The organism is Neobacillus sp. 114, assembly GCF_030127045.1.
GTDB lineage: Bacteria > Bacillota > Bacilli > Bacillales > Cytobacillaceae > Neobacillus > Neobacillus rhizophilus.
The window spans coordinates 1,929,412-1,947,234 of record NZ_CP126144.1 but is presented as its reverse complement, the minus strand read 5'-3'; the positions used below and the strand labels follow the sequence as shown (position 1 = coordinate 1,947,234).

The 17,823-nt window shown below is 39.2% G+C and carries 18 protein-coding genes and 1 pseudogene; 8 read left to right on the top strand and 11 right to left on the bottom strand.

Features of this window, described 5'->3' with window-relative positions; translation table 11 throughout:
- The first annotated feature begins 42 nt into the window (after window positions 1–42).
- Window positions 43–825: an alpha/beta fold hydrolase gene (locus QNN06_RS09755; protein WP_213116545.1), complete on the top strand. Its 783-nt coding sequence runs from the start codon at window positions 43–45 to the stop codon at window positions 823–825.
- Window positions 826–897: 72 nt separating this feature from the next.
- On the opposite strand, the gene QNN06_RS09750 is transcribed toward QNN06_RS09755, so the two are convergent.
- From QNN06_RS09750 to ppc, 5 genes are all read right to left on the bottom strand, one after another.
- The gene (locus tag QNN06_RS09750) at window positions 898–1,977 is read right to left on the bottom strand and encodes an alpha/beta fold hydrolase (protein WP_213116546.1); all 1,080 of its coding nucleotides are present in this window, start codon (window positions 1,975–1,977) and stop codon (window positions 898–900) included.
- A 20-nt stretch (window positions 1,978–1,997) separates the two neighbouring features.
- On the bottom strand, window positions 1,998–2,729 hold the full coding sequence (locus QNN06_RS09745; protein WP_213116547.1) for a hypothetical protein: 732 nt from the start codon (window positions 2,727–2,729) through the stop codon (window positions 1,998–2,000).
- Between the two features lie 18 nt (window positions 2,730–2,747).
- Window positions 2,748–3,350 carry a hypothetical protein gene (locus QNN06_RS09740; protein ID WP_284037507.1) on the bottom strand — a complete coding sequence of 201 codons (603 nt, stop codon included), beginning with the start codon at window positions 3,348–3,350 and terminating at the stop codon, window positions 2,748–2,750.
- 41 nt (window positions 3,351–3,391) lie between these two features.
- Entirely contained in the window at window positions 3,392–5,995 is a 2,604-nt protein-coding gene (gene adhE / locus QNN06_RS09735) for a bifunctional acetaldehyde-CoA/alcohol dehydrogenase (RefSeq protein ID WP_284037506.1), read from the bottom strand.
- A 186-nt stretch (window positions 5,996–6,181) separates the two neighbouring features.
- Window positions 6,182–8,935, bottom strand: coding sequence for a phosphoenolpyruvate carboxylase (gene ppc / locus QNN06_RS09730; protein ID WP_284037505.1), 2,754 nt, complete (start codon window positions 8,933–8,935; stop codon window positions 6,182–6,184).
- 316 nt (window positions 8,936–9,251) lie between these two features.
- On the opposite strand from ppc, the gene QNN06_RS09725 reads away from it, so the two are divergent.
- The 6 genes and pseudogenes from QNN06_RS09725 to QNN06_RS09700 all read left to right on the top strand — a co-directional run bounded on the left by QNN06_RS09725 (window position 9,252) and on the right by QNN06_RS09700 (window position 11,777).
- Complete coding sequence (locus tag QNN06_RS09725; RefSeq protein ID WP_284037504.1) at window positions 9,252–9,539, top strand: GMC oxidoreductase; 288 nt, start codon at window positions 9,252–9,254, stop codon at window positions 9,537–9,539.
- Between the two features lie 12 nt (window positions 9,540–9,551).
- Entirely contained in the window at window positions 9,552–9,731 is a 180-nt protein-coding gene (locus QNN06_RS09720) for a GMC oxidoreductase (protein ID WP_284037503.1), read from the top strand.
- 261 nt (window positions 9,732–9,992) lie between these two features.
- Window positions 9,993–10,361 (top strand): annotated as a pseudogene (locus tag QNN06_RS09715) (DUF1259 domain-containing protein).
- A 251-nt stretch (window positions 10,362–10,612) separates the two neighbouring features.
- Window positions 10,613–10,894, top strand: a complete 282-nt coding sequence (locus QNN06_RS09710; RefSeq protein ID WP_213116551.1) for a hypothetical protein — start codon at window positions 10,613–10,615, stop codon at window positions 10,892–10,894.
- 123 nt (window positions 10,895–11,017) lie between these two features.
- Window positions 11,018–11,317, top strand: coding sequence for a hypothetical protein (locus tag QNN06_RS09705; RefSeq protein ID WP_213116552.1), 300 nt, complete (start codon window positions 11,018–11,020; stop codon window positions 11,315–11,317).
- Window positions 11,318–11,495: 178 nt separating this feature from the next.
- On the top strand, window positions 11,496–11,777 hold the full coding sequence (locus QNN06_RS09700) for a hypothetical protein (RefSeq protein WP_284037916.1): 282 nt from the start codon (window positions 11,496–11,498) through the stop codon (window positions 11,775–11,777).
- A gap of 112 nt (window positions 11,778–11,889) precedes the next feature.
- Here QNN06_RS09700 and QNN06_RS09695 read toward each other — a convergent pair whose 3' ends face one another.
- The 5 genes from QNN06_RS09695 to QNN06_RS09675 all read right to left on the bottom strand — a co-directional run bounded on the left by QNN06_RS09695 (window position 11,890) and on the right by QNN06_RS09675 (window position 15,799).
- A complete protein-coding gene (locus QNN06_RS09695) occupies window positions 11,890–12,759 on the bottom strand; it encodes a cadherin-like beta sandwich domain-containing protein (RefSeq protein ID WP_213116553.1) in 870 nt (289 codons plus the stop codon).
- A 125-nt stretch (window positions 12,760–12,884) separates the two neighbouring features.
- Window positions 12,885–13,334 carry an SRPBCC family protein gene (locus QNN06_RS09690; protein ID WP_213116554.1) on the bottom strand — a complete coding sequence of 150 codons (450 nt, stop codon included), beginning with the start codon at window positions 13,332–13,334 and terminating at the stop codon, window positions 12,885–12,887.
- A gap of 92 nt (window positions 13,335–13,426) precedes the next feature.
- On the bottom strand, window positions 13,427–14,602 hold the full coding sequence (locus QNN06_RS09685; RefSeq protein WP_213116555.1) for an LL-diaminopimelate aminotransferase: 1,176 nt from the start codon (window positions 14,600–14,602) through the stop codon (window positions 13,427–13,429).
- A 79-nt stretch (window positions 14,603–14,681) separates the two neighbouring features.
- The gene (locus QNN06_RS09680; RefSeq protein ID WP_213116556.1) at window positions 14,682–15,452 is read right to left on the bottom strand and encodes a nucleotidyltransferase domain-containing protein; all 771 of its coding nucleotides are present in this window, start codon (window positions 15,450–15,452) and stop codon (window positions 14,682–14,684) included.
- A gap of 152 nt (window positions 15,453–15,604) precedes the next feature.
- Window positions 15,605–15,799, bottom strand: coding sequence for an IDEAL domain-containing protein (locus QNN06_RS09675; RefSeq protein WP_213116558.1), 195 nt, complete (start codon window positions 15,797–15,799; stop codon window positions 15,605–15,607).
- Between the two features lie 184 nt (window positions 15,800–15,983).
- On the opposite strand from QNN06_RS09675, the gene QNN06_RS09670 reads away from it, so the two are divergent.
- Window positions 15,984–16,832, top strand: a complete 849-nt coding sequence (locus tag QNN06_RS09670; protein WP_213116559.1) for an alpha/beta fold hydrolase — start codon at window positions 15,984–15,986, stop codon at window positions 16,830–16,832.
- Between the two features lie 59 nt (window positions 16,833–16,891).
- Here the strand turns inward: QNN06_RS09670 and QNN06_RS09665 are convergent, their stop codons facing one another.
- Window positions 16,892–17,770 (bottom strand): processed acidic surface protein, encoded by an 879-nt coding sequence (locus tag QNN06_RS09665; protein WP_217032951.1) that lies wholly within the window; start codon window positions 17,768–17,770, stop codon window positions 16,892–16,894.
- Window positions 17,771–17,823: the final 53 nt, after the last annotated feature.

Genomic DNA, 17,823 nt, shown 5'->3' with positions numbered 1-17,823 from the left:
CCAACTTGGATATAAACTATTAAAAATGAAAGGTGGTGTAAAATGGAAAAAGCAAAGGTTAGCAAATTGGGTGTTCCTTATTTACATTTAGGTAAAGGCGAGCCATTAGTGTTTATTCATGGTCTTGGTGAGATAAAGGAGGGGTGGCAGCACCAATTTGAATTTGCCGATGAATATGAATTAATTATTCCAGACCTAAGAGGCCACGGGGAGTGTACCAAGACCTATGGAATCACGATTCAGAATTTTGCTGCAGACATTATCAGCCTATTAAAGGAGTTAAAAATTGAAAACGCTCACATTGTTGGATTATCAATGGGTGGAGCCGTTGCACAGGAAATCTACCGCCAGTCGCCCTCAATCTGCCGTTCTCTCATGCTAGTAAGTACATTCCACTACTTTCCAAATAAACTCAAACGCCTACTATTCGAAAATCGAAAAGCAAAGTTTCAAAAAGTCGCTTCTGCCGGGAAGGAATCAGAATATTTAGCCCGAATGGCCCTGTATTCCTGGGATAAGGAAACTGTTGAACAATTCAACCAACTTTTTCGACCTAAACATGAGATTTTTATTGAATCATTGAAAGCTTGCCTAGAAGTGAATAATTTATCATTACTGCCAACAATTGAAGTGCCAACCCTTATAATCGGCGGACAGTATGATTCTGTATTGCCGGTTTGGATACAGGCATGGATGCATAAGTTAATACCAAACTCTAAATTCATTATTATGAGGAATACCGGCCATCTTGCCAAACTCGAAGCAAAAGACCGGTTTAACCTTCTCTTGCGTGAATTCCTCAACCAGCATCGAAATGCCGGATAATTTATATTAGCGGGAAGGATGGGGCCCCCACTCCGTTCTTCCCGTTAATAAATTTATTCTCGTCCTTGGAAATTATGAACGGATTTCTTGTAAATCATGTGAACGAGTGGATAACCATGGGTCCATTATTTCTGCGAAAACCCCTGTGAGCACGAGAGAAACATGGCCGCCTTCATATACTTCATATGTCTTATCTTCACTTGAAACAAGGTCCATGATCGGCAGACTTTGCTTTTCAGCAATTAATGTATCGCGGGAACAAGAGAACACAAACAACGGGCATTTAATATTCTTCAAATCTACTTTCCTTCCATCCATCACTAATTCACCTTTTAATAATTTGTTTTCTTTATAAAAATCATTAAAAAATTGCTTAAAGGCGGCACCCGTAAATGCCTGAGCATCCTTCGTCCACTTATCCATCCGGCGCCACTTTTCAACATATATCTCATCATGAGCGCGGGTATATAGGTTGGCCATTGTGGCCGCGTTTAACGGTGTGATCAGCTTAAACATCAAGTAAAGGAACTCGGATGGAAGGGTTTGATAAGCATTGGCAAAGCGGTCAAAGCTTAGCTCACCATTTTGAATCCCATCCAGCCATTTTTGCGGTACAGTCCCTATGCTAAAATCAATCGGGACTGCGGCTAGTACTAAATTCTTAATTGGCAGACTTGTAATAGAGGCAAGAATAGCGGCCATTGTCCCGCCTAAACAATATCCCATTAAGGACATTTCTTTTGCACCAGAATGTCTTATCGCTCGTTTTAGTGCGTTTTCCAAATAATCAATAATATAGTTTTCTAAAGTAAGATCAGCATCTTCCAGGCCCGGAGTACCCCAATCCAGCAGGTAAACATCGTATCCTCTTTCCGTTAAACCGCCAACCACGCTGCTGCCTTCTCCTACATCCAAAATGTACACTTTGTTCAAAAGCGAATATACAAGAAATACTGGTACGGCATGCTTCTTTTCCTTTGCAGGATGATACCATAAAGTAGTTTTATTTTTTTTCCATACACATTTTCTCGGTGTAGGGATGATATCCGGCTTTGGCTCAGTCATGACTTTATAAAGCTGATTCCATCGTTTCGTTTCCTTCTCGATATTTAAAAGCGGTAAAAAACTTTTTGTCGAAACTCTAGCACTCATTTACCAATACCCCCTTCACGTTATTTTGTAGTGCTGGCCCCTGGCAGGACCAGCTCTTTTTCCGGTTCCTTTTTTTGTTTTCTTTCTTTCTCTTTTCCCATTAATTCCTTTAATGAGGCAATTTCGCTTTTTATTTCAGCCAATTGCGCAATCTCCTGCCTTAGTTCCTCCAAACCGCGATCCGTTTTTGGCGGTTCTTGATGGGTGAGAGAATCTTTAAGTTCTGCTTGAATTACCTTTAGTCCCTCAAGCTCCTTGCACATTTCTTGGAGGTTCACCTGGAGGATTTTGATATCAACCAAACCCTGCCGTAAATCTTGAAGATCTGTCTTAATTTTTTTCGTTTCTGCCAGCTCTGCTTTTGTTTTCAGTGATTCAGCTTTCATTTGATTGATAGTGTTGATTATTTCTTGAAGGAAGGTCAAATTTTCTTTACTAAAGCTTGCCAAACCGTCTTGCAAATTCCATACCTGTTCTTCTAAACTATCAAATTTTTCTTCAGCCTGAATCGACATTTTTGCCGCGTTTGCGACATCCTTCTTGGTTGGAATATTCATTAATGCAGCGATAAACTCCTGATTTTTTCGCACCCTTTCCATATATCGCGAATGCAGGTCAAGTCCTATATTTGCCGTGCGGACAAATTCTTTGTTGTCAGTCGCCTTAAATAAAAGATCCATTAATTGTTTTTCCCACATTTCACTTAGCAGTTTATAACCTGCAAATAGATCATAGGTTTTTTCTTTAGACATGCCGCCTCACTCCTTGTATTAAAATTTTCTAATCGTACTTCTCTCCAGATATTTGTTTAGCGGAAAGACAAACGTACTGACTTGTTTGGAAAATAAGTTTACAAACACTTTTTGATTTTCATAGACTAGATTTCCAGCCTGTTTTATAGTTGTAAGGTATCGGCTTCTTGCCTTTTTTCTTAGCGAAATATACTGTTCTATCATTGCAGAATATTTATCTGCTGCGTCCGTATTAGTTATAAATTGGCATGGCCTGTTAAGAAGTGACAGTGTTTTTTGATGAATGCGCTCGAGTTGCTCATTTATTTCTTTAAAAGACTTAATCGGGAAAAAGTGTGCCAGAGTGGTTGTTGACATAAAAAATTCATCGCGTGCTGTTTTTTCCCATTGTGCAAATTCCTTTGTAAATTTATCAGTGATTTCTTTCATATCTGCTTGGCTTCGTCCTACACTATCTGCAAATAGCTTAGCCCTCTTCAAAAATACCTCATCTTCGAATTCAGCACGTTTTGCCCATTCATCCATTTTCCTAAAAGTTGCACGCCAGAGCAGGTCTAAACCGCTGACCTCAAGCTGAATATGTTCTTCACCTACTGTTTTGGTTTCCTGTTTTTGCTCCATTTCCTCCGACAATTTTTTCTCCCTCCATAGACTGACTTTATTTAGACACCTTTGTATGCTTGAAGATAGATTTGTGCTAATTCAGTTACTAGAGGCATTTTTGGATTGGCAATTGTATCCTGATCATCAAATGCCCGTTCAGCAAGTTCTGATAATTTGCTTTCAAATTCATCTTTCCTAACACCAGACGCTTCGATGCACATTGGTATATCCAATTCCTCAGCAAGTTCAACGATTGCTGCGATTAAGCTTTTCACTCCCTCTTCGGTTGTGCTTGCAGGCAGGCCAAGCATTTTGGCAATTTCCGCATAACGTACATCCGCAATAAAGTGTTCATATTTAGGGAAAGTCATTAATTTATTGGGCTTCATCGCGTTAAAGCGGATGACATGCGGCAGCATGATGGCATTTGCCCGTCCATGAGGAATATTACATTCCGCACCAATGACATGAGCAAGACTGTGATTAATGCCTAAGAAAGCATTGCCAAATGCCATACCGGCAATCGTGGCCGCATTATGCATTTTTTCACGGGCAAGTTCATCGCTTCCATCCCTGTATGCCTTAGGCAGAAATTCAAAGACCAACTGAATAGCCTTCATTGCAAGTCCATCCGTATAATCATTGGCTAGAACCGATACATAGGCTTCAATCGCGTGTGTTAATACATCCATGCCCGTATCCGCAGTTACATGTTTAGGAACAGTCATGACAAACTGTGGATCGACAATGGCAACATCTGGTGTCAGCTGCGCATCAACCATTGGATATTTGATATTTGTCTTTTTATCTGAAATAACGGAGGCGGATGTTACCTCGGATCCTGTGCCGGATGTGGTTGGGATCGCAATAAAATTCGCCTTAGTTCGTAGAGCCGGGAATTTAACCACTCGCTTGCTTGGATCAAAGAATTTATGCGTCAGGCTCTTGAAATCTGTGTCTGGGTGTTCATAAAACAGCCACATGGCTTTGGCTGCATCCATGACCGAACCTCCGCCAAGGGCGATTATACAATCAGGCTGGAACTTTTTCATCCGTTCTGCACCGGCCATTACCGTTTCAATACTTGGGTCCTGTTCAATCTCCCAGAAAATATCACAAAGAACATTGTTCGGATTCTTTTTTAAATAATACTGCACTTTTTCGACATAGCCATTCTTTAGCGGGCTTGTGCTGGTCACAATAAATGCTTTTGAAATACCGGGAACGGCTGCAAGTGTTTGAACCGAATTCTTCTCAAAGTAAATCTGTGATGGAACTTTAAACCACTGAGTCATAGTTCTTCTTTTGGCTACTTTTTTGATATTGAGTAAATTTGCTGCTCCCACATTCTGTGACACAGAATTCCCTCCATATGTTCCGCATCCGATAGTTAAGGACGGTAATGATGTATTATAGATGTCGCCGATTGCCCCGTGTGTGGATGGTGTATTGACAATAATCCTGCCAGCTTTCATTCTTTGCGAAAATGTATCAATCACATCCTGATTGGAAGTATGAATCGCTGCCGAATGCCCAAGACCGCCATATTCAAGTGTCTCTTCAGCAACAAGAAGTCCTTCTGCAAAACTATTTACCTTGTAGCACGCTAAAATCGGACTTAATTTTTCACAGGATAGTGGATACTGCGGCCCTACACCATCTAACTCGGCAATTAGAATCTTTGTATTGAGCGGCACATTGATTCCAGCCATTTTTGCAATCATATAAGCAGGAAGACCGACAATCATTGGGTTAAGCTCTTTTGTTTTCGGATCAATTGCGGCGCGTTCGAGCAATTGCTTTTCTTCCCCATTGAGAAAATAGCAGTGATTGGCGATCAATTCCTGTCTTACTTCATCATAAATTTCTTGATCAATGATTAGGGCTTGTTCGGAAGCACAAATCATACCGTTGTCAAAGGTCTTTGACAAAATTAAGTCATTGACTGCACGTTTAATGTTGGCCGATTTTTCAATATAACAAGGTACATTTCCGGCACCAACGCCTAGTGCAGGCTTTCCTGAGCTGTAGGCTGCCTTCACTAGATTCGGGCCGCCGGTTGCAAGGATGAGCGATATCTGCGGATGTTTCATTAGGGCCTGAAATGTTTCATGAGAAGGTACCTCAATCCACTGGATGCAATTCTTTGGTGCGCCAGCCTTTTCAGCCGCTTCGCTAAGCAGTTGGGCTGTTATTGTACAGCATTTTTGAGCATATCGTGGAAATGCAAAGATGATTGGATTCCTTGTTTTAAGTGAAATCAACGATTTAAAAATGACTGTCGATGTCGGATTGGTGATGGGGATAACACCGGCAATGACACCAACCGGCTCGGCCATTTCGACCATCCCATCATTATCATTTTCGGCAATGACACCCACCGTTTTCATATCCCTGATGTTGTTGTAAATCATTTCGGTGGCAAACATGTTTTTAAAAACTTTGTCCTCGTAAACCCCTCTTTGTGTTTCTTTTACTGCAAGCTTGGCCAAATACTTGTGGTTTTCAAGTGCAGCAAGAGCCATCTGTTTAACAATTTCGTCCACCATTTCCTGATTATAACAGCGGAATTCATTCAGTGCTTTCGCTCCGTTATTGGCTAATTCATCGATCATTGCATAAACCTGATGTTTCTCCTGCACAACTTTTTCTTTTACTGCCATGTAGACATCCCTCCGGTAAAATGAATTATGGAATCACTCCTTTTCCCCTCTGCATAAATATAGCACGTGACTTTTTTCGATTTTGTCGAATTTTGCGACAAAATGAATGAACAGCCATTCATTTTACAAAAGTTCACAAAAAATTCAAAAAAGCCACAAACCCTAAAATAGGTTTGTGGCTAAAGATCAACCTGTATTACGCAAACCGGCGGAGATACCGCTAATGGTCAAGAGAACTTCCGTCAAAACAGCAGCGTCAGGCTCGTCCTGTTTTCTAAGTTCTTTTATTAATTCGACCTGAAGGAAATTAAGCGGGTCGACATACGGATTGCGGCGGAACACAGATTCTTTTATGTTAGGAGTATGGTCAAGTAATTCTTGATCCCCCGTAATTTTCAAAAGAATCGCTCTTGTTTTCTCATATTCCTCGAATATATTCGTAAAAATTCTTTCAGCAATCGTTTTATCTTCAACAAGTGTTAAATATTCTTTAGCAGTTGTAATATCAGCCTTCATAAGAGCCATTTGCAAGTTATCAATCGTTGATTGGAAGAAAGGCCACTTCAGATACATTTCCTTTAGCAGCTTTAAGTTCTGCTCACTGCCTGATGCAAAAGCTTCCAGACCTGATCCTGCCGCATACCACCCCGGAAGGAGTTGTCTGCTTTGGGTCCAGGCAAAAACCCATGGAATCGCTCGCAGGTCTTCAAAGCGTCCTTGGTTTTTGCGGCTCATTGGTCTTGAGCCGATGTTTAATGCACCCACTTCCCTTAGTGGTGTTGCAGATTGAAAATAGGTTAGAAAATCGGGATCCTCAAACACAAGAGATTGATATTTAGCAAGAGCAGCATTTGATATTTCTTCAATTGCTTTTTCCCATGACGCCTCCCGCATTTCTCCTTCTTCCGTAACATGCGCTGCGGCAAGAATCAGGGTCGATACAGCTTGTTCCAAGCTTCTATAGGCAATATCCTCAAGCAGGTATCGAGAAGATAAAACCTCTCCCTGCTCGGTAATTTTCACGCCGTCACCAATTGTTTCAGCCGGTTGTGATAAAAGGCTTTTGTTTAAAGGACCGCCGCCGCGGCCAAATGAACCGCCGCGCCCATGGAAGAATTTCAGGCTGATTTGATATTTTTTCGCCATTTCATGAATTTCAACCTGTGCCTTATAAAGCTTCCAGTTCGCCGTCAGCGTGCCGCCGTCTTTGCTGCCATCAGAATAGCCGAGCATAATTTCCTGCTGATTCCGCAAGCTCTGCAAATGATTGCGGTAAACTGGCATATTGAAAAGTTCTTCCATAATAAGTGAACCGGCTGTTAGATCATCAATGGTCTCCAATAGCGGAGCAACATTTAAATGGCTTGTCAACGTCCCGTCCGCATGAAGACGATAGAGTCCAGCTTCTTTGGCTAAAACTAAAACCTCCAATAAATCACTCGGTGATTTAGTCATGCTTACCAGATATACTGTAATTGCTCTTTGTCCAAATTCTTCATGAGCGTTTTTAATCATCTGAAATACTTTAATCATTTCCTGTGTTTCCGTGGAGTAATCTTCATGTAATAAAAGGAGCGGCCGAGGATCAAGGAGAATCCTTTGCAATATTTCTAATTTTTCTGTTTCGCTTAGTGCTGCATAGTTTTCAGTGATGCCTACTTTTCCAAGTATCTCAGTTATTGCGGCCTCATGCTCCCCGCTATGATTTCTAATATCAAGTGTGGCTAAATGGAAACCAAACAGCTGGACCTGACGAATCAGTTTTTCAATGTTCCCGAGTTCGTGGCGGGCAGGGTGATGCTGCTTTAAGCTTCTATTAATTAAAAACAGATCTTCCAGCAATTCTTCCGCACTGCTGTAGCCTAGTTCAGATTTCCCAGTCTGCTTCACCCGCTCAATTATAATGGCGAAAGCGCGACGGTATACCTCCGCTTGGACCGGCCATTTTTTATCTTCTGTCAAATAGAAATCTTCTTTTTCATCAATATATTTCAGCAGATCTTCGCTGACCTTTACCCTTGAGGTGGAATGGCTGTAGCGTTTCATTAAATCTACTAAAACATTTTTATATTTTTGCAAGACAAGACGCCTTTGCCGGTCCAATGTTTCCCAGGTCACATCATGGGTCACGTTCGGGTTACCATCCCGATCCCCGCCAATCCATGACCCGAACCTCAAGAAATTTGGAACATCCCAGGAGGTTTCAGGATAATATTTCTCGAGACTATCTGAAACCTCTTGATGGATATCAGGGAGGACTTCAAATAATGTCTGATCAAAATAATACAGCCCATTTCTAACCTCATCCATTACGGTTGGTTTATTTTCCCGCAATTCATCGGTCTGCCAAAGAATAGCGACTTCATTAAACAAACTTTCTTCGAGCTTTTTTTGTTCCCTGCCTGAAAGAAGCGGATGATCAAGATTTTTTAGAATTTCGGCAATCCGCTGTTGTATTTCAAGAATGGAACGCTTTGTTGCCTCTGTTGGATGTGCCGTAATAACAAGCTCAAGTGATATGCTTTGCAGCACGTTTTGAATAGTTTGCATGTTAATGTTATTTTCTTTCAGTGAAAGGATTGCACTTTCAATTGAAGCAGGCTGGACGATGTTGTCACTTTGAAGCTGATATTGCCTGCGCCTGCGGATTCGATGGTTTTGCTCAGCAACATTTATTAAATGGAAATACATAGAAAATGCTCGGATTACCTGCTTGCGCATTGGCGGTGTCAAGGTAACGATTTCCTGTTTTAATGCTGAATAAATTTCTTCGTCAAAGTGAATCCTAAGTGATTTAGCCATAAGTCTTATTTTTTCGACTTTCTCATATAGCTCCTCGCCACCGTGGTTCACCAGAATCTCACCTAACATTTTGCCAAGTAGTTTAACATCGCGACGCAACGGAAGACTGCTGTCTTTTTTCATCAAATCTGCTGCCATTCTCTCACCTTCCCTTTAATCAAATAAAGTACTAAAATTTTTATTTATTAATATACCATATCTTCTGAATTTTGTTAAAAAAATTTTGCCTTTTACAGCAATAAAAAAGTTTCTTTCTATAAATCGAATCATTTTACATTCTAGTCATCTTCCCTATTTCTTTCTCCTCTTATTTCATATGAAAAGCCGGTCAAAAAATATATTTGACTATATTATTGTTGGCACTGGGCACAGCGGTGCTTTTCTGCCGCATCCTCTATCAAAAAATAGTAACCGCCGCAGTGTACAGCTGATTGGAACAGTTGCAGGTGGAAAATTGAATATCATCATACTTTTTATTCAACCTAGGAGCCGGGGATCTATTAAACTACAAAATAACGCCCCCCTTAAGATCGTGCTAGCAGATGAAGGGTTTCTTAATAACAGCTTTGACTTGGAAACTATAAAGGCGATTTATAAGATTTACATTCGTGATATAGCCGATAAACTTTCAAAAATTGACCCCGCCTATAAACTTATCAATCCGACTCTTGACACAATTGATAATGATAAAGAAATTGAAAACTTTATTAAGGAAAACTTTGGTCATAATCACCATCAATAAAGCTCACTGCGAATGGCACCGTTAAATAATGGCGGTGTGGTGGACCGTTTCGGAAGAGTTCACGGTGTCAATAACTTAATTGTTTCGGATGCCTCAATTATACCGTTTACAGTTGATGGATATACATCTTCAACAGCTTATCTAATTGGATATACCATCACAAAACAATTATTAGAAGAAAATATGTTCTAAATCTAATAAAAAGGGTGCTTGTCCATATCAATTCGTCCATTCGTCTAGCAAAACAAAGAATAAACTGATTAGTGATTCAGATGGACAAGGAGGTTGTTATTGTGAATAATGATTTTTTTGATAACAGAGGCAATCAAAACTTCTTAAGAACTTCAAATGTCCCCAATCAATTAAGTTCGCATCATCGTCAAACAACAAGGAGAAACCAAAATGTTAAACGTACTGGTGGTCAGGCAATGAAAACTTCAACATGTCAACCAGCTGACAAACATTATCGGAGGAGAAGTTATTACTGCAGCACCAGTTTGTGTGGTTCAGCGCCTTCGTGATATTAATGCAACAATTTTAGGCCGCCGCACTCAATCTCCCTTAGCTCTGCCATTTGCACTTTCCTTTGAAAATAATCAAAATGGAAGAACGCTAAATCTTGGTGAAACAGTAATTCTTCAAAAAGAAATATAACGATTCATGACAGCATTGCGCAGAAGAGGACTTATTGTAACAGCTGTACACAATCATTGGTTGTTTGATAGTCCAAGATTAATGTATATGCACTGGGAAAATGTCGGCGATCCGTTTGTGTTTGCTCAAAAAAGCTTTGACGCAGCATTAGAGGCCGGCCTCTTCTGAATGGATGCCATTTGTGATATTTCGTAAAATTTCACAAATGGCTGCTTTTTTATTCTATATTAATTCTTTTTGCAAATTGATAGGTTCTACCTTTCCACTAAATTACTTCTTCATCGTATTTTCCATATTTGGAATGTAAGGAATACTGTTTGGAAAAACAAAACAGGTATTTGTCCTCGGTAAAATGACTAAGCCTTTTTCTAACTAATGAATAATATGTAAATCAAGTACAGGGGTAAGGAGGGGAAATTATGAGTTCAAGAAATCGGAATCGCGAAAACATTGATGTAAATACTGATATTGATACTGATATTGATAATGATATTCGTAACAGAACGGAGTCTGAAGCTGAGGCTGAGGTCCGTAATACTGACAACAACACCAATGTCGCGCGTGCAATTCTTAACAATTCCGGAAATTCTCGCGTTAATGTAAGGTTGAATAACAGAAGTAATGCACGGGTAAGAACAGACCAAGAACAAGAAAACGATCAAGATATTAATAATGATTTTGATATTGATTTTGATCGGTAAATGGCAGGTTGTAGTTAAAACAATTATTTTAATTAAAAGCTGCCCTCGTATATTTAAAGATTACGAACATCTGGAACGATGGCTTAATTTCAAGTGCTGATTTAAATTAGGGAGGAATATCAAATGGCAGGAAGAAGAAGAAATCGAAATGTAAATAGGCAAAATCGTCGAAATAATACTAATGTTAACGTAGATATCGATACTGATTTGGATAATGAGGTTCGAAACAGAACGGAGTCGGAAGCCGAAGCAGAAGTTCGGAACGTTGATAAAAATACGAACGTTGCCCGTGCTGAATTAACTAACTCCGGAAATGCAAGAGTGGATGTTACTTTGAATAGCAGAAGCAATGCACGTGTAAGATCCGATCAAGATCAGGAAAATGATTTAGATCAAAATACTGACTTTGATCTTGAATTCTAATATATATATTGGAGGGTGGGGTTATTAAACCCCATCCTTAAGAAGAATAGGTGAAAACATGAATAGAAAAAGTTCACAAAGACAAAATATTCCTCAAAATTGGGTAAATCAAAAGGGACGTAATTCACAAAGAGATTCAATTGAAAACAAAAATAACTTAAGATCACGCGCCTCACAAATAGACAATATTAAAATAAGGAACGAAGGATTAAATTCAATTGAGCAAAGTGGAAACTCTGACGTTGATGTACATGTTGATGTACATGTTGATACAACCCCAATTGCATTTGCGATACTTTGTTCATTACTTGCCACTAAACAAATGAGCAATTTCGAGTTTGAAGAAGCAGTTGATAGACTTCAAAGTCTTAATCCAAAAGAAGATTTTATTTATTCCTTAAATCCCCCAAATAATACAAATTTATTGGAAAACAAAAGGGATAGAAAGAGAGTGGATTAATGTTGTTCCACTTTCTTTTATTGAGCTATTTTTTGGTGGATTATTTTGAACGGGACTTAAAAAACATACCCTCCATATTTTGAATTTATATATGAAGGGTATGTTAGTCACGTTATTTGTCAAATACAAGTACATAAGTTTTCCGATCGTTATCACTATAGGTCACGACTACTGATAAAATTGTTTTATTATCATTGTCCAGTTGGATTGTTTTAGTGGTACCTCCTTCAATCTTAATTGAGGCTCCTTGGTTTGCAGCAGTTGGATGGATAGTCACGGCTGTTGCATCACTTGGAACAGCAATATGATATGTATAATCATCGGATGAAAACGAACTATCCCAAGTGCCTTCAGAGACCTTTAGTGAAGACAATTTCGCCTTACTAACAGTTTGAGTTGTTTCGCTCATGGACTGTGTTGAAGATTGAGAAGCATTATTAGCATTGGTACGTATTAGGCTTGCCTGAAAACTGGAATTAGTGCCGGGCAAAGAGGTTGTTTGTGAAACATTGCCTACAGCCGTGTCTGACGAATTTGCAACAGCGGCAGGAGTAACCGGTTCAACCTTTGCGGACCTAGTTACATGAACTGAGTAAGTAGCTTCTGCATGATTGGCATCATAGATGATAATTTGTAAAATATTCTCACCAGACTGAAGTGAAAAAACAGCAGGTGTCCCGCTAAGAACAGATTGACCATTAATGGTGATGGCAGAGGCTGATTCATTCCCTTCTACCAGCATTTTAATCGTTTCAACTTCATTTACAACGGAAGCGGAGTATTCTTTTACATCTGCTGAAAACTCCTTGTCGAGCTTTACTCCGTCGATTTCCAGTTTTGTCAATGGACTTGCCGTCTGGGTTTGTTGGGTTGTTTCAGTCGTTTCGGCATAAACAACAGGTGTAAAATAGCCCAAACTCATACCGGCCATAGCGGTAACAAGAAATAAATTTATACTTCTTTTATGCCCTGTGCTTAACATAAGCTAATCCCCCTGTCTACTATCTGATTGATAGTGGATTTGGGACTAACATACCATGCTAAGCTTAAGATTACCTTAACTTTTACATATGGCGAATTTCTAGTTTGTCGATATCGATGCACCTATTAAACAGATTTTACTTCCACAAGCTTTTCCGAAATAGCCTCCGCCATTTCTTTCACCGCTTCTGGGAGAGCGGTTTCCAGTTTTGAGTTCAACGCTCCGGCCATCTTCCCAATAACGTTCACTTCAAGAAAGCCTGTTAATCTTGTTCTTTTTACGTTTATTGCCTTCGCTTCGAAAAATCCTTCGCCAGAATATTTTTCACTTTTGCCTTTTAAGGCAAAGCTGACTCTTATTGGTTCTTTCCATTCATTAATATCAATTATTAAACTGATTTTTTTCTTGATTATGCCAATATCGCTTTTAAACTCCCATGTGGACCTATGCTCATTTAGCTTTTCGTGTTGAATATAGTTGGGCACAAGCGGTGCCCAATTGTCCATATCCTTTACAAAGTCCCAAATCACATCAATTGGCAAATCTAGTTCGACCTGATGCATTCCGCTAGGCATAATCTCCCTCTCCCCTTCAAAGTAAAAGACCTTCAGTTCGTGTGAAGGCCTTTTGTTAAAGATATATGTTTAGAAAGGTTTAAATAGAAGAATTAAACTTGAGTTTCCCTGAGGAATTCTTGAATTCGCTCTGCCGCCTCGGAGAGCCGTTCCGAAGGCTGAACCAAGGCAATCCGGACATAGCCTTCACCAAGCTTTCCAAACGCATCTCCAGGAATAACCGCAACTCCTTTACTGTCAATCAGTTCAAAGGCAAAGCGACGGGATGTCCATCCTGATGGGATTTTTGCCCAAACAAACATTGTCGCCGGAGATTTTGCCGCCTGCCACCCGCCTTTTGATAGGCCTGATATCAATGCATCACGGCGTTTCTCATATTCTCTCACTTGAGATTGCAAAAATGAGAAATCCGAAGTCAAAGCAGTTATGGCTGCTTTTTGGATTGGATAAAACACACCATAATCGATATGAGATTTTAAAGAAGCTAAGATGGCAAGAGCTTGTTCATTCCCTACCGCATAGCCAATCCGGCAGCCTGCCATATTAAATGTTTTGGAAAGTGAATTAAACTCAATCCCGACCTCCTTTGCTCCCGGCATAGACATGAAACTAATTTGCGGATTGTTATCAAAAATTAACTCAGAATAGGCAAAATCATGCAAAACTAGGATATCATGCTTTTTGGCAAAACGGACCACCTCTTGGAAAAAGCTTCTGTCAGCGAGAGCGGTAACCGGATTACCTGGATAACTGATAATCATCAATTTGGTTTTCTTTAGAACCACTAAAGGAATTTCATCTAGTTGAGGTAGAAACCTGTTTTCCTCCAATAACGGCATTGGATAAATATTTCCGCCCGCAATCGTCACACTTGCCTCATAGATTGGATATCCAGGATCAGGTACCAGAACATAATCGCCAGGGTTAATAACCGCCATCGCTAAATGAGCAAGTCCATCCTGCGAACCCATTAGCTGAATAACTTCAGATGCTGGATTAAGTTCTACACCGTAACGCTGTTTATAAAAATAACTGACCGCTTCATTAAATTCAGGAATCCCTTTTAAAGTGTAACCATATTTACTTCGGTCCATTGCCGCTTCTGCTAATGCCTCGACCACAAAAGCTGGCGGTGCAAAATCCGGGCTTCCGACACTTAAATCGATGACATCAATTCCATTTTTTAATGCCTTTTGCTTTTGATCGGCCACCTCTTGAAAAATACTCGATGACATTTTTTGAAGTTTCTCGGATGCAACGATATTCATAGAATTCCCCTCATTCTTTATTTTTTCAAAATCTTTCGGAAAATAATATTTTTATATATTTTAACATATTTTTTGGTAATCATGGCCATACCTCGTCAAGTATGTCCCTAAATAGTTCATCCAGTATTGGGGAAATATCTTGTTTTGGAAAAGACGTTTTCTTTGCGTAATCTTCAATACGATTTATTTCATTCTCCAAAAATTCATTAATAATAACAACCTTTGGCTCGAAGTTAAGTTCATCGCCGCGTATTTTCCTGTCAAGCAATGTATTGATTTCATTTTTAAGAGGGCCGTCCATAATCAGGTCCGCCACTAATGCCTGGAATTCAATAGGTGGGACACTATTATATTTTTCAATCCATTTACAGGCTAAAACTGGCCTCAGCACATAAAAGTATTTCTTAATTTTCACTTCATCTGCTTGAAGATAGTCACGGTAATTCCCCTTGGCCATATTCAGGTAATGATAAAGGGCCGACTGCGGCCGGAACACCTGGTTTTGGATGGCCATCATTTTATCCACCAAAGAATAGGCCTGATAATAGACAATTCCCGAATGAAGCCATTCCATTAGGGGCGGGTTTGATTTTTTAAAAAGCCTGAGTGCTTTACGAAGCTCCCATCCATTTATATCCAAGAGATTATTTATTGGCAGTTCTATAACATCCCGCTTTTCTTCAATGGAAAGATACCATTCTTTTTTGGGGACATAAATAAACCTAACATCATAGTCGCTGTCTTTTGAAGGAAATCCCCAGGACCTGCTGCCTGACTCAACAGCATAGCAAATTTTTACGGCATATTGTTCTTCGATTTTTTTTAATTCCTCGATAATTTTCTCTTTCACTACTAACCGCCCCCGATTCCTTTTCTTTATCATACAAAAAAAGGGTTCAGGGTCCAAATGAAATTCCCGTCAGAACGGCCAAGAAGCCCTATCCGTATTGGATAGGGCTTCTTTTTTTAAATTTGTCATAATAGATAGTTGGTTGTTCGGAACTAGTTAATTTTCTTCAATTCTTCTGTCAATTGAAGAAATAATTCCTTGTTCCCATCTTGTAACGTTTGGTCGATTTCCTTCCGGATCTTCTCCCTTTTAAATTCAAGCAGGGCGTTGTTTAAAAACATCTCAGCAAGGACAGAATCAGTGTTTTCATCCGAATGTTGCGGGGAATTAAGTAACTTCTTTTCCATGGAAATCAACTCCTTGAGCTTTTTCTTATTATACAGTTAGTTTTCTAAAAATTCAAACACTTTATTTTGGAAATTTTTAAAAATTTAGGAATTAAAAAAGGAGTTATTTTAATTTATTGTTGTATGGATTAATAAAAGGGGGAATATTAATTTCATCTATTTTTATTAATTGGGAGGAAGGATGATGGAGCAGAATGTTGTAGCAGGGTATAAGCCGCTAAATAACATTAATGTTTATTATGAATTTTATCCTAATCCAAACGCAGAAAGGACCTTCGTTTTATTGCACGGTTTTCTTTCTTCCACCTTCACCTATCGTCATTTAATTTCGTTATTAAAAAATGAGTATCAGGTGTTATCTATTGATCTTCCCCCTTTTGGGAAAAGTGCAAAATGCAGCCGATATATCTACTCCTATAAAAATTTAGCCGATACCGTCATACAACTTATCGAATCACTGGGCTTAAAAAAAATGACTTTTATCGGCCATTCTATGGGTGGACAAATTGTTTTAAATATTCTTCACCTAAAACAGGAGCTTGCCGACAAGGCAATTTTACTCTGCAGCTCAGCCTATTTAAAACGCGCGAAACTTCCGCTCATTCTTACCAGCTACCTGCCTTACTTTCATCGCTTCGTAAAGTATTGGTTTGCCAGAACCGGGGTAGAGAAAAACCTTCAGGAGGCCCTTTATAACCATTCCATTATTAATGAAGAGATGATAAATGGCTATCTGCAGCCCTTTTTACAGGATGAAATATTTGTTGCGTTAACACGGATGATTCGCGACCGCGAAGGCGATCTTCCATCGGAAATTTTAAAACAAATCAAAACACCATGCTTATTAATCTGGGGTGACCAGGATAAATCAGTGCCTTTAAAAATTGGGGAGAAATTAAACAAGGACCTAGCAAACTCGGAATTGATTATCTTAAAAGAAACCGGCCATGCTCTGCCAGAGGAACGTCCCATGGAGGTATTCGAATATATAAAAAACTACATTGGCAAATTCCAAACAACTGCGTCTAGCTGAAATACTTATGAATTATGCAAAATAAACCCGCCAGGTTGGAGATACTGGCGGGTTATTCCTTATTTATATCGGTTATCTGCATTTTGGTATTTTTCATCATGAAGATGATCAATAAACTCATTGGAGATTTCCCCCAAATGAATCATTAGTTCTCCCTGGTCAATTGTTTCTCCAGTTTGGAAATATGACCCTGGAATTGTAAAGTCAATCAAATGTTCACCTGCAATACTGGATATACCGACATACAAATTATCAGGTGCTTCCTTCATTTTAAGCAGTTCTTTTAAGGAGATATTCTGATTGTTGACTTTAAATTGAACCTTGATTTCATAAGTTTCAATGGTTTCAGTGAGTATTTGCACCAATTCATCCAGCTGTTCTTCTGTAAGGTCGGTGGTATCATCAAGACCTACAAATTTTTCCAAAAGAGAGTCATACAAATCCATTTGGTCCAGCTGATATCTGTTTTTCTCTTCTACCTGCCCAAGATAATTAAAAAACTTCTCAGATTCTTCTTCAGTAATCCCAATTTCGTTTAATTCACTTTCTATATCAGCCATATACTTATCATGATTGACATAAAAGTCTAATGCAGAATCCAAATCCTCTATGAACTTATACTCCCCCAGAGAATCACCAAAATGATTCAACAAATCATCCAGTTCTTTCTGGGACAGGTGATACTTCGTTAATAGTTCCTGTAAATTTTGTTCATTGATAGGTGTCCCGAGGAACTCACGAAGTTCATCAATTGAAGCAAATTCATCCAAGGGAATTTCATAAAAATCAAGATAATCCTGAAGTTCTTGCTTCGTCCAACCAATTTCCTGCAAATACTGGTTTAGTTCTGTATCTGTTGGTGCTGCAGATACAAAAGGAACACTAAACAAAAACATGAACAGGATGAAGGAAAAGCTAATGATCCTCTTTATATTCAAATTTATTTCCCTCCTCAGAACTTTGTTCAATATTAATGTTCCCTTTGTAAAAA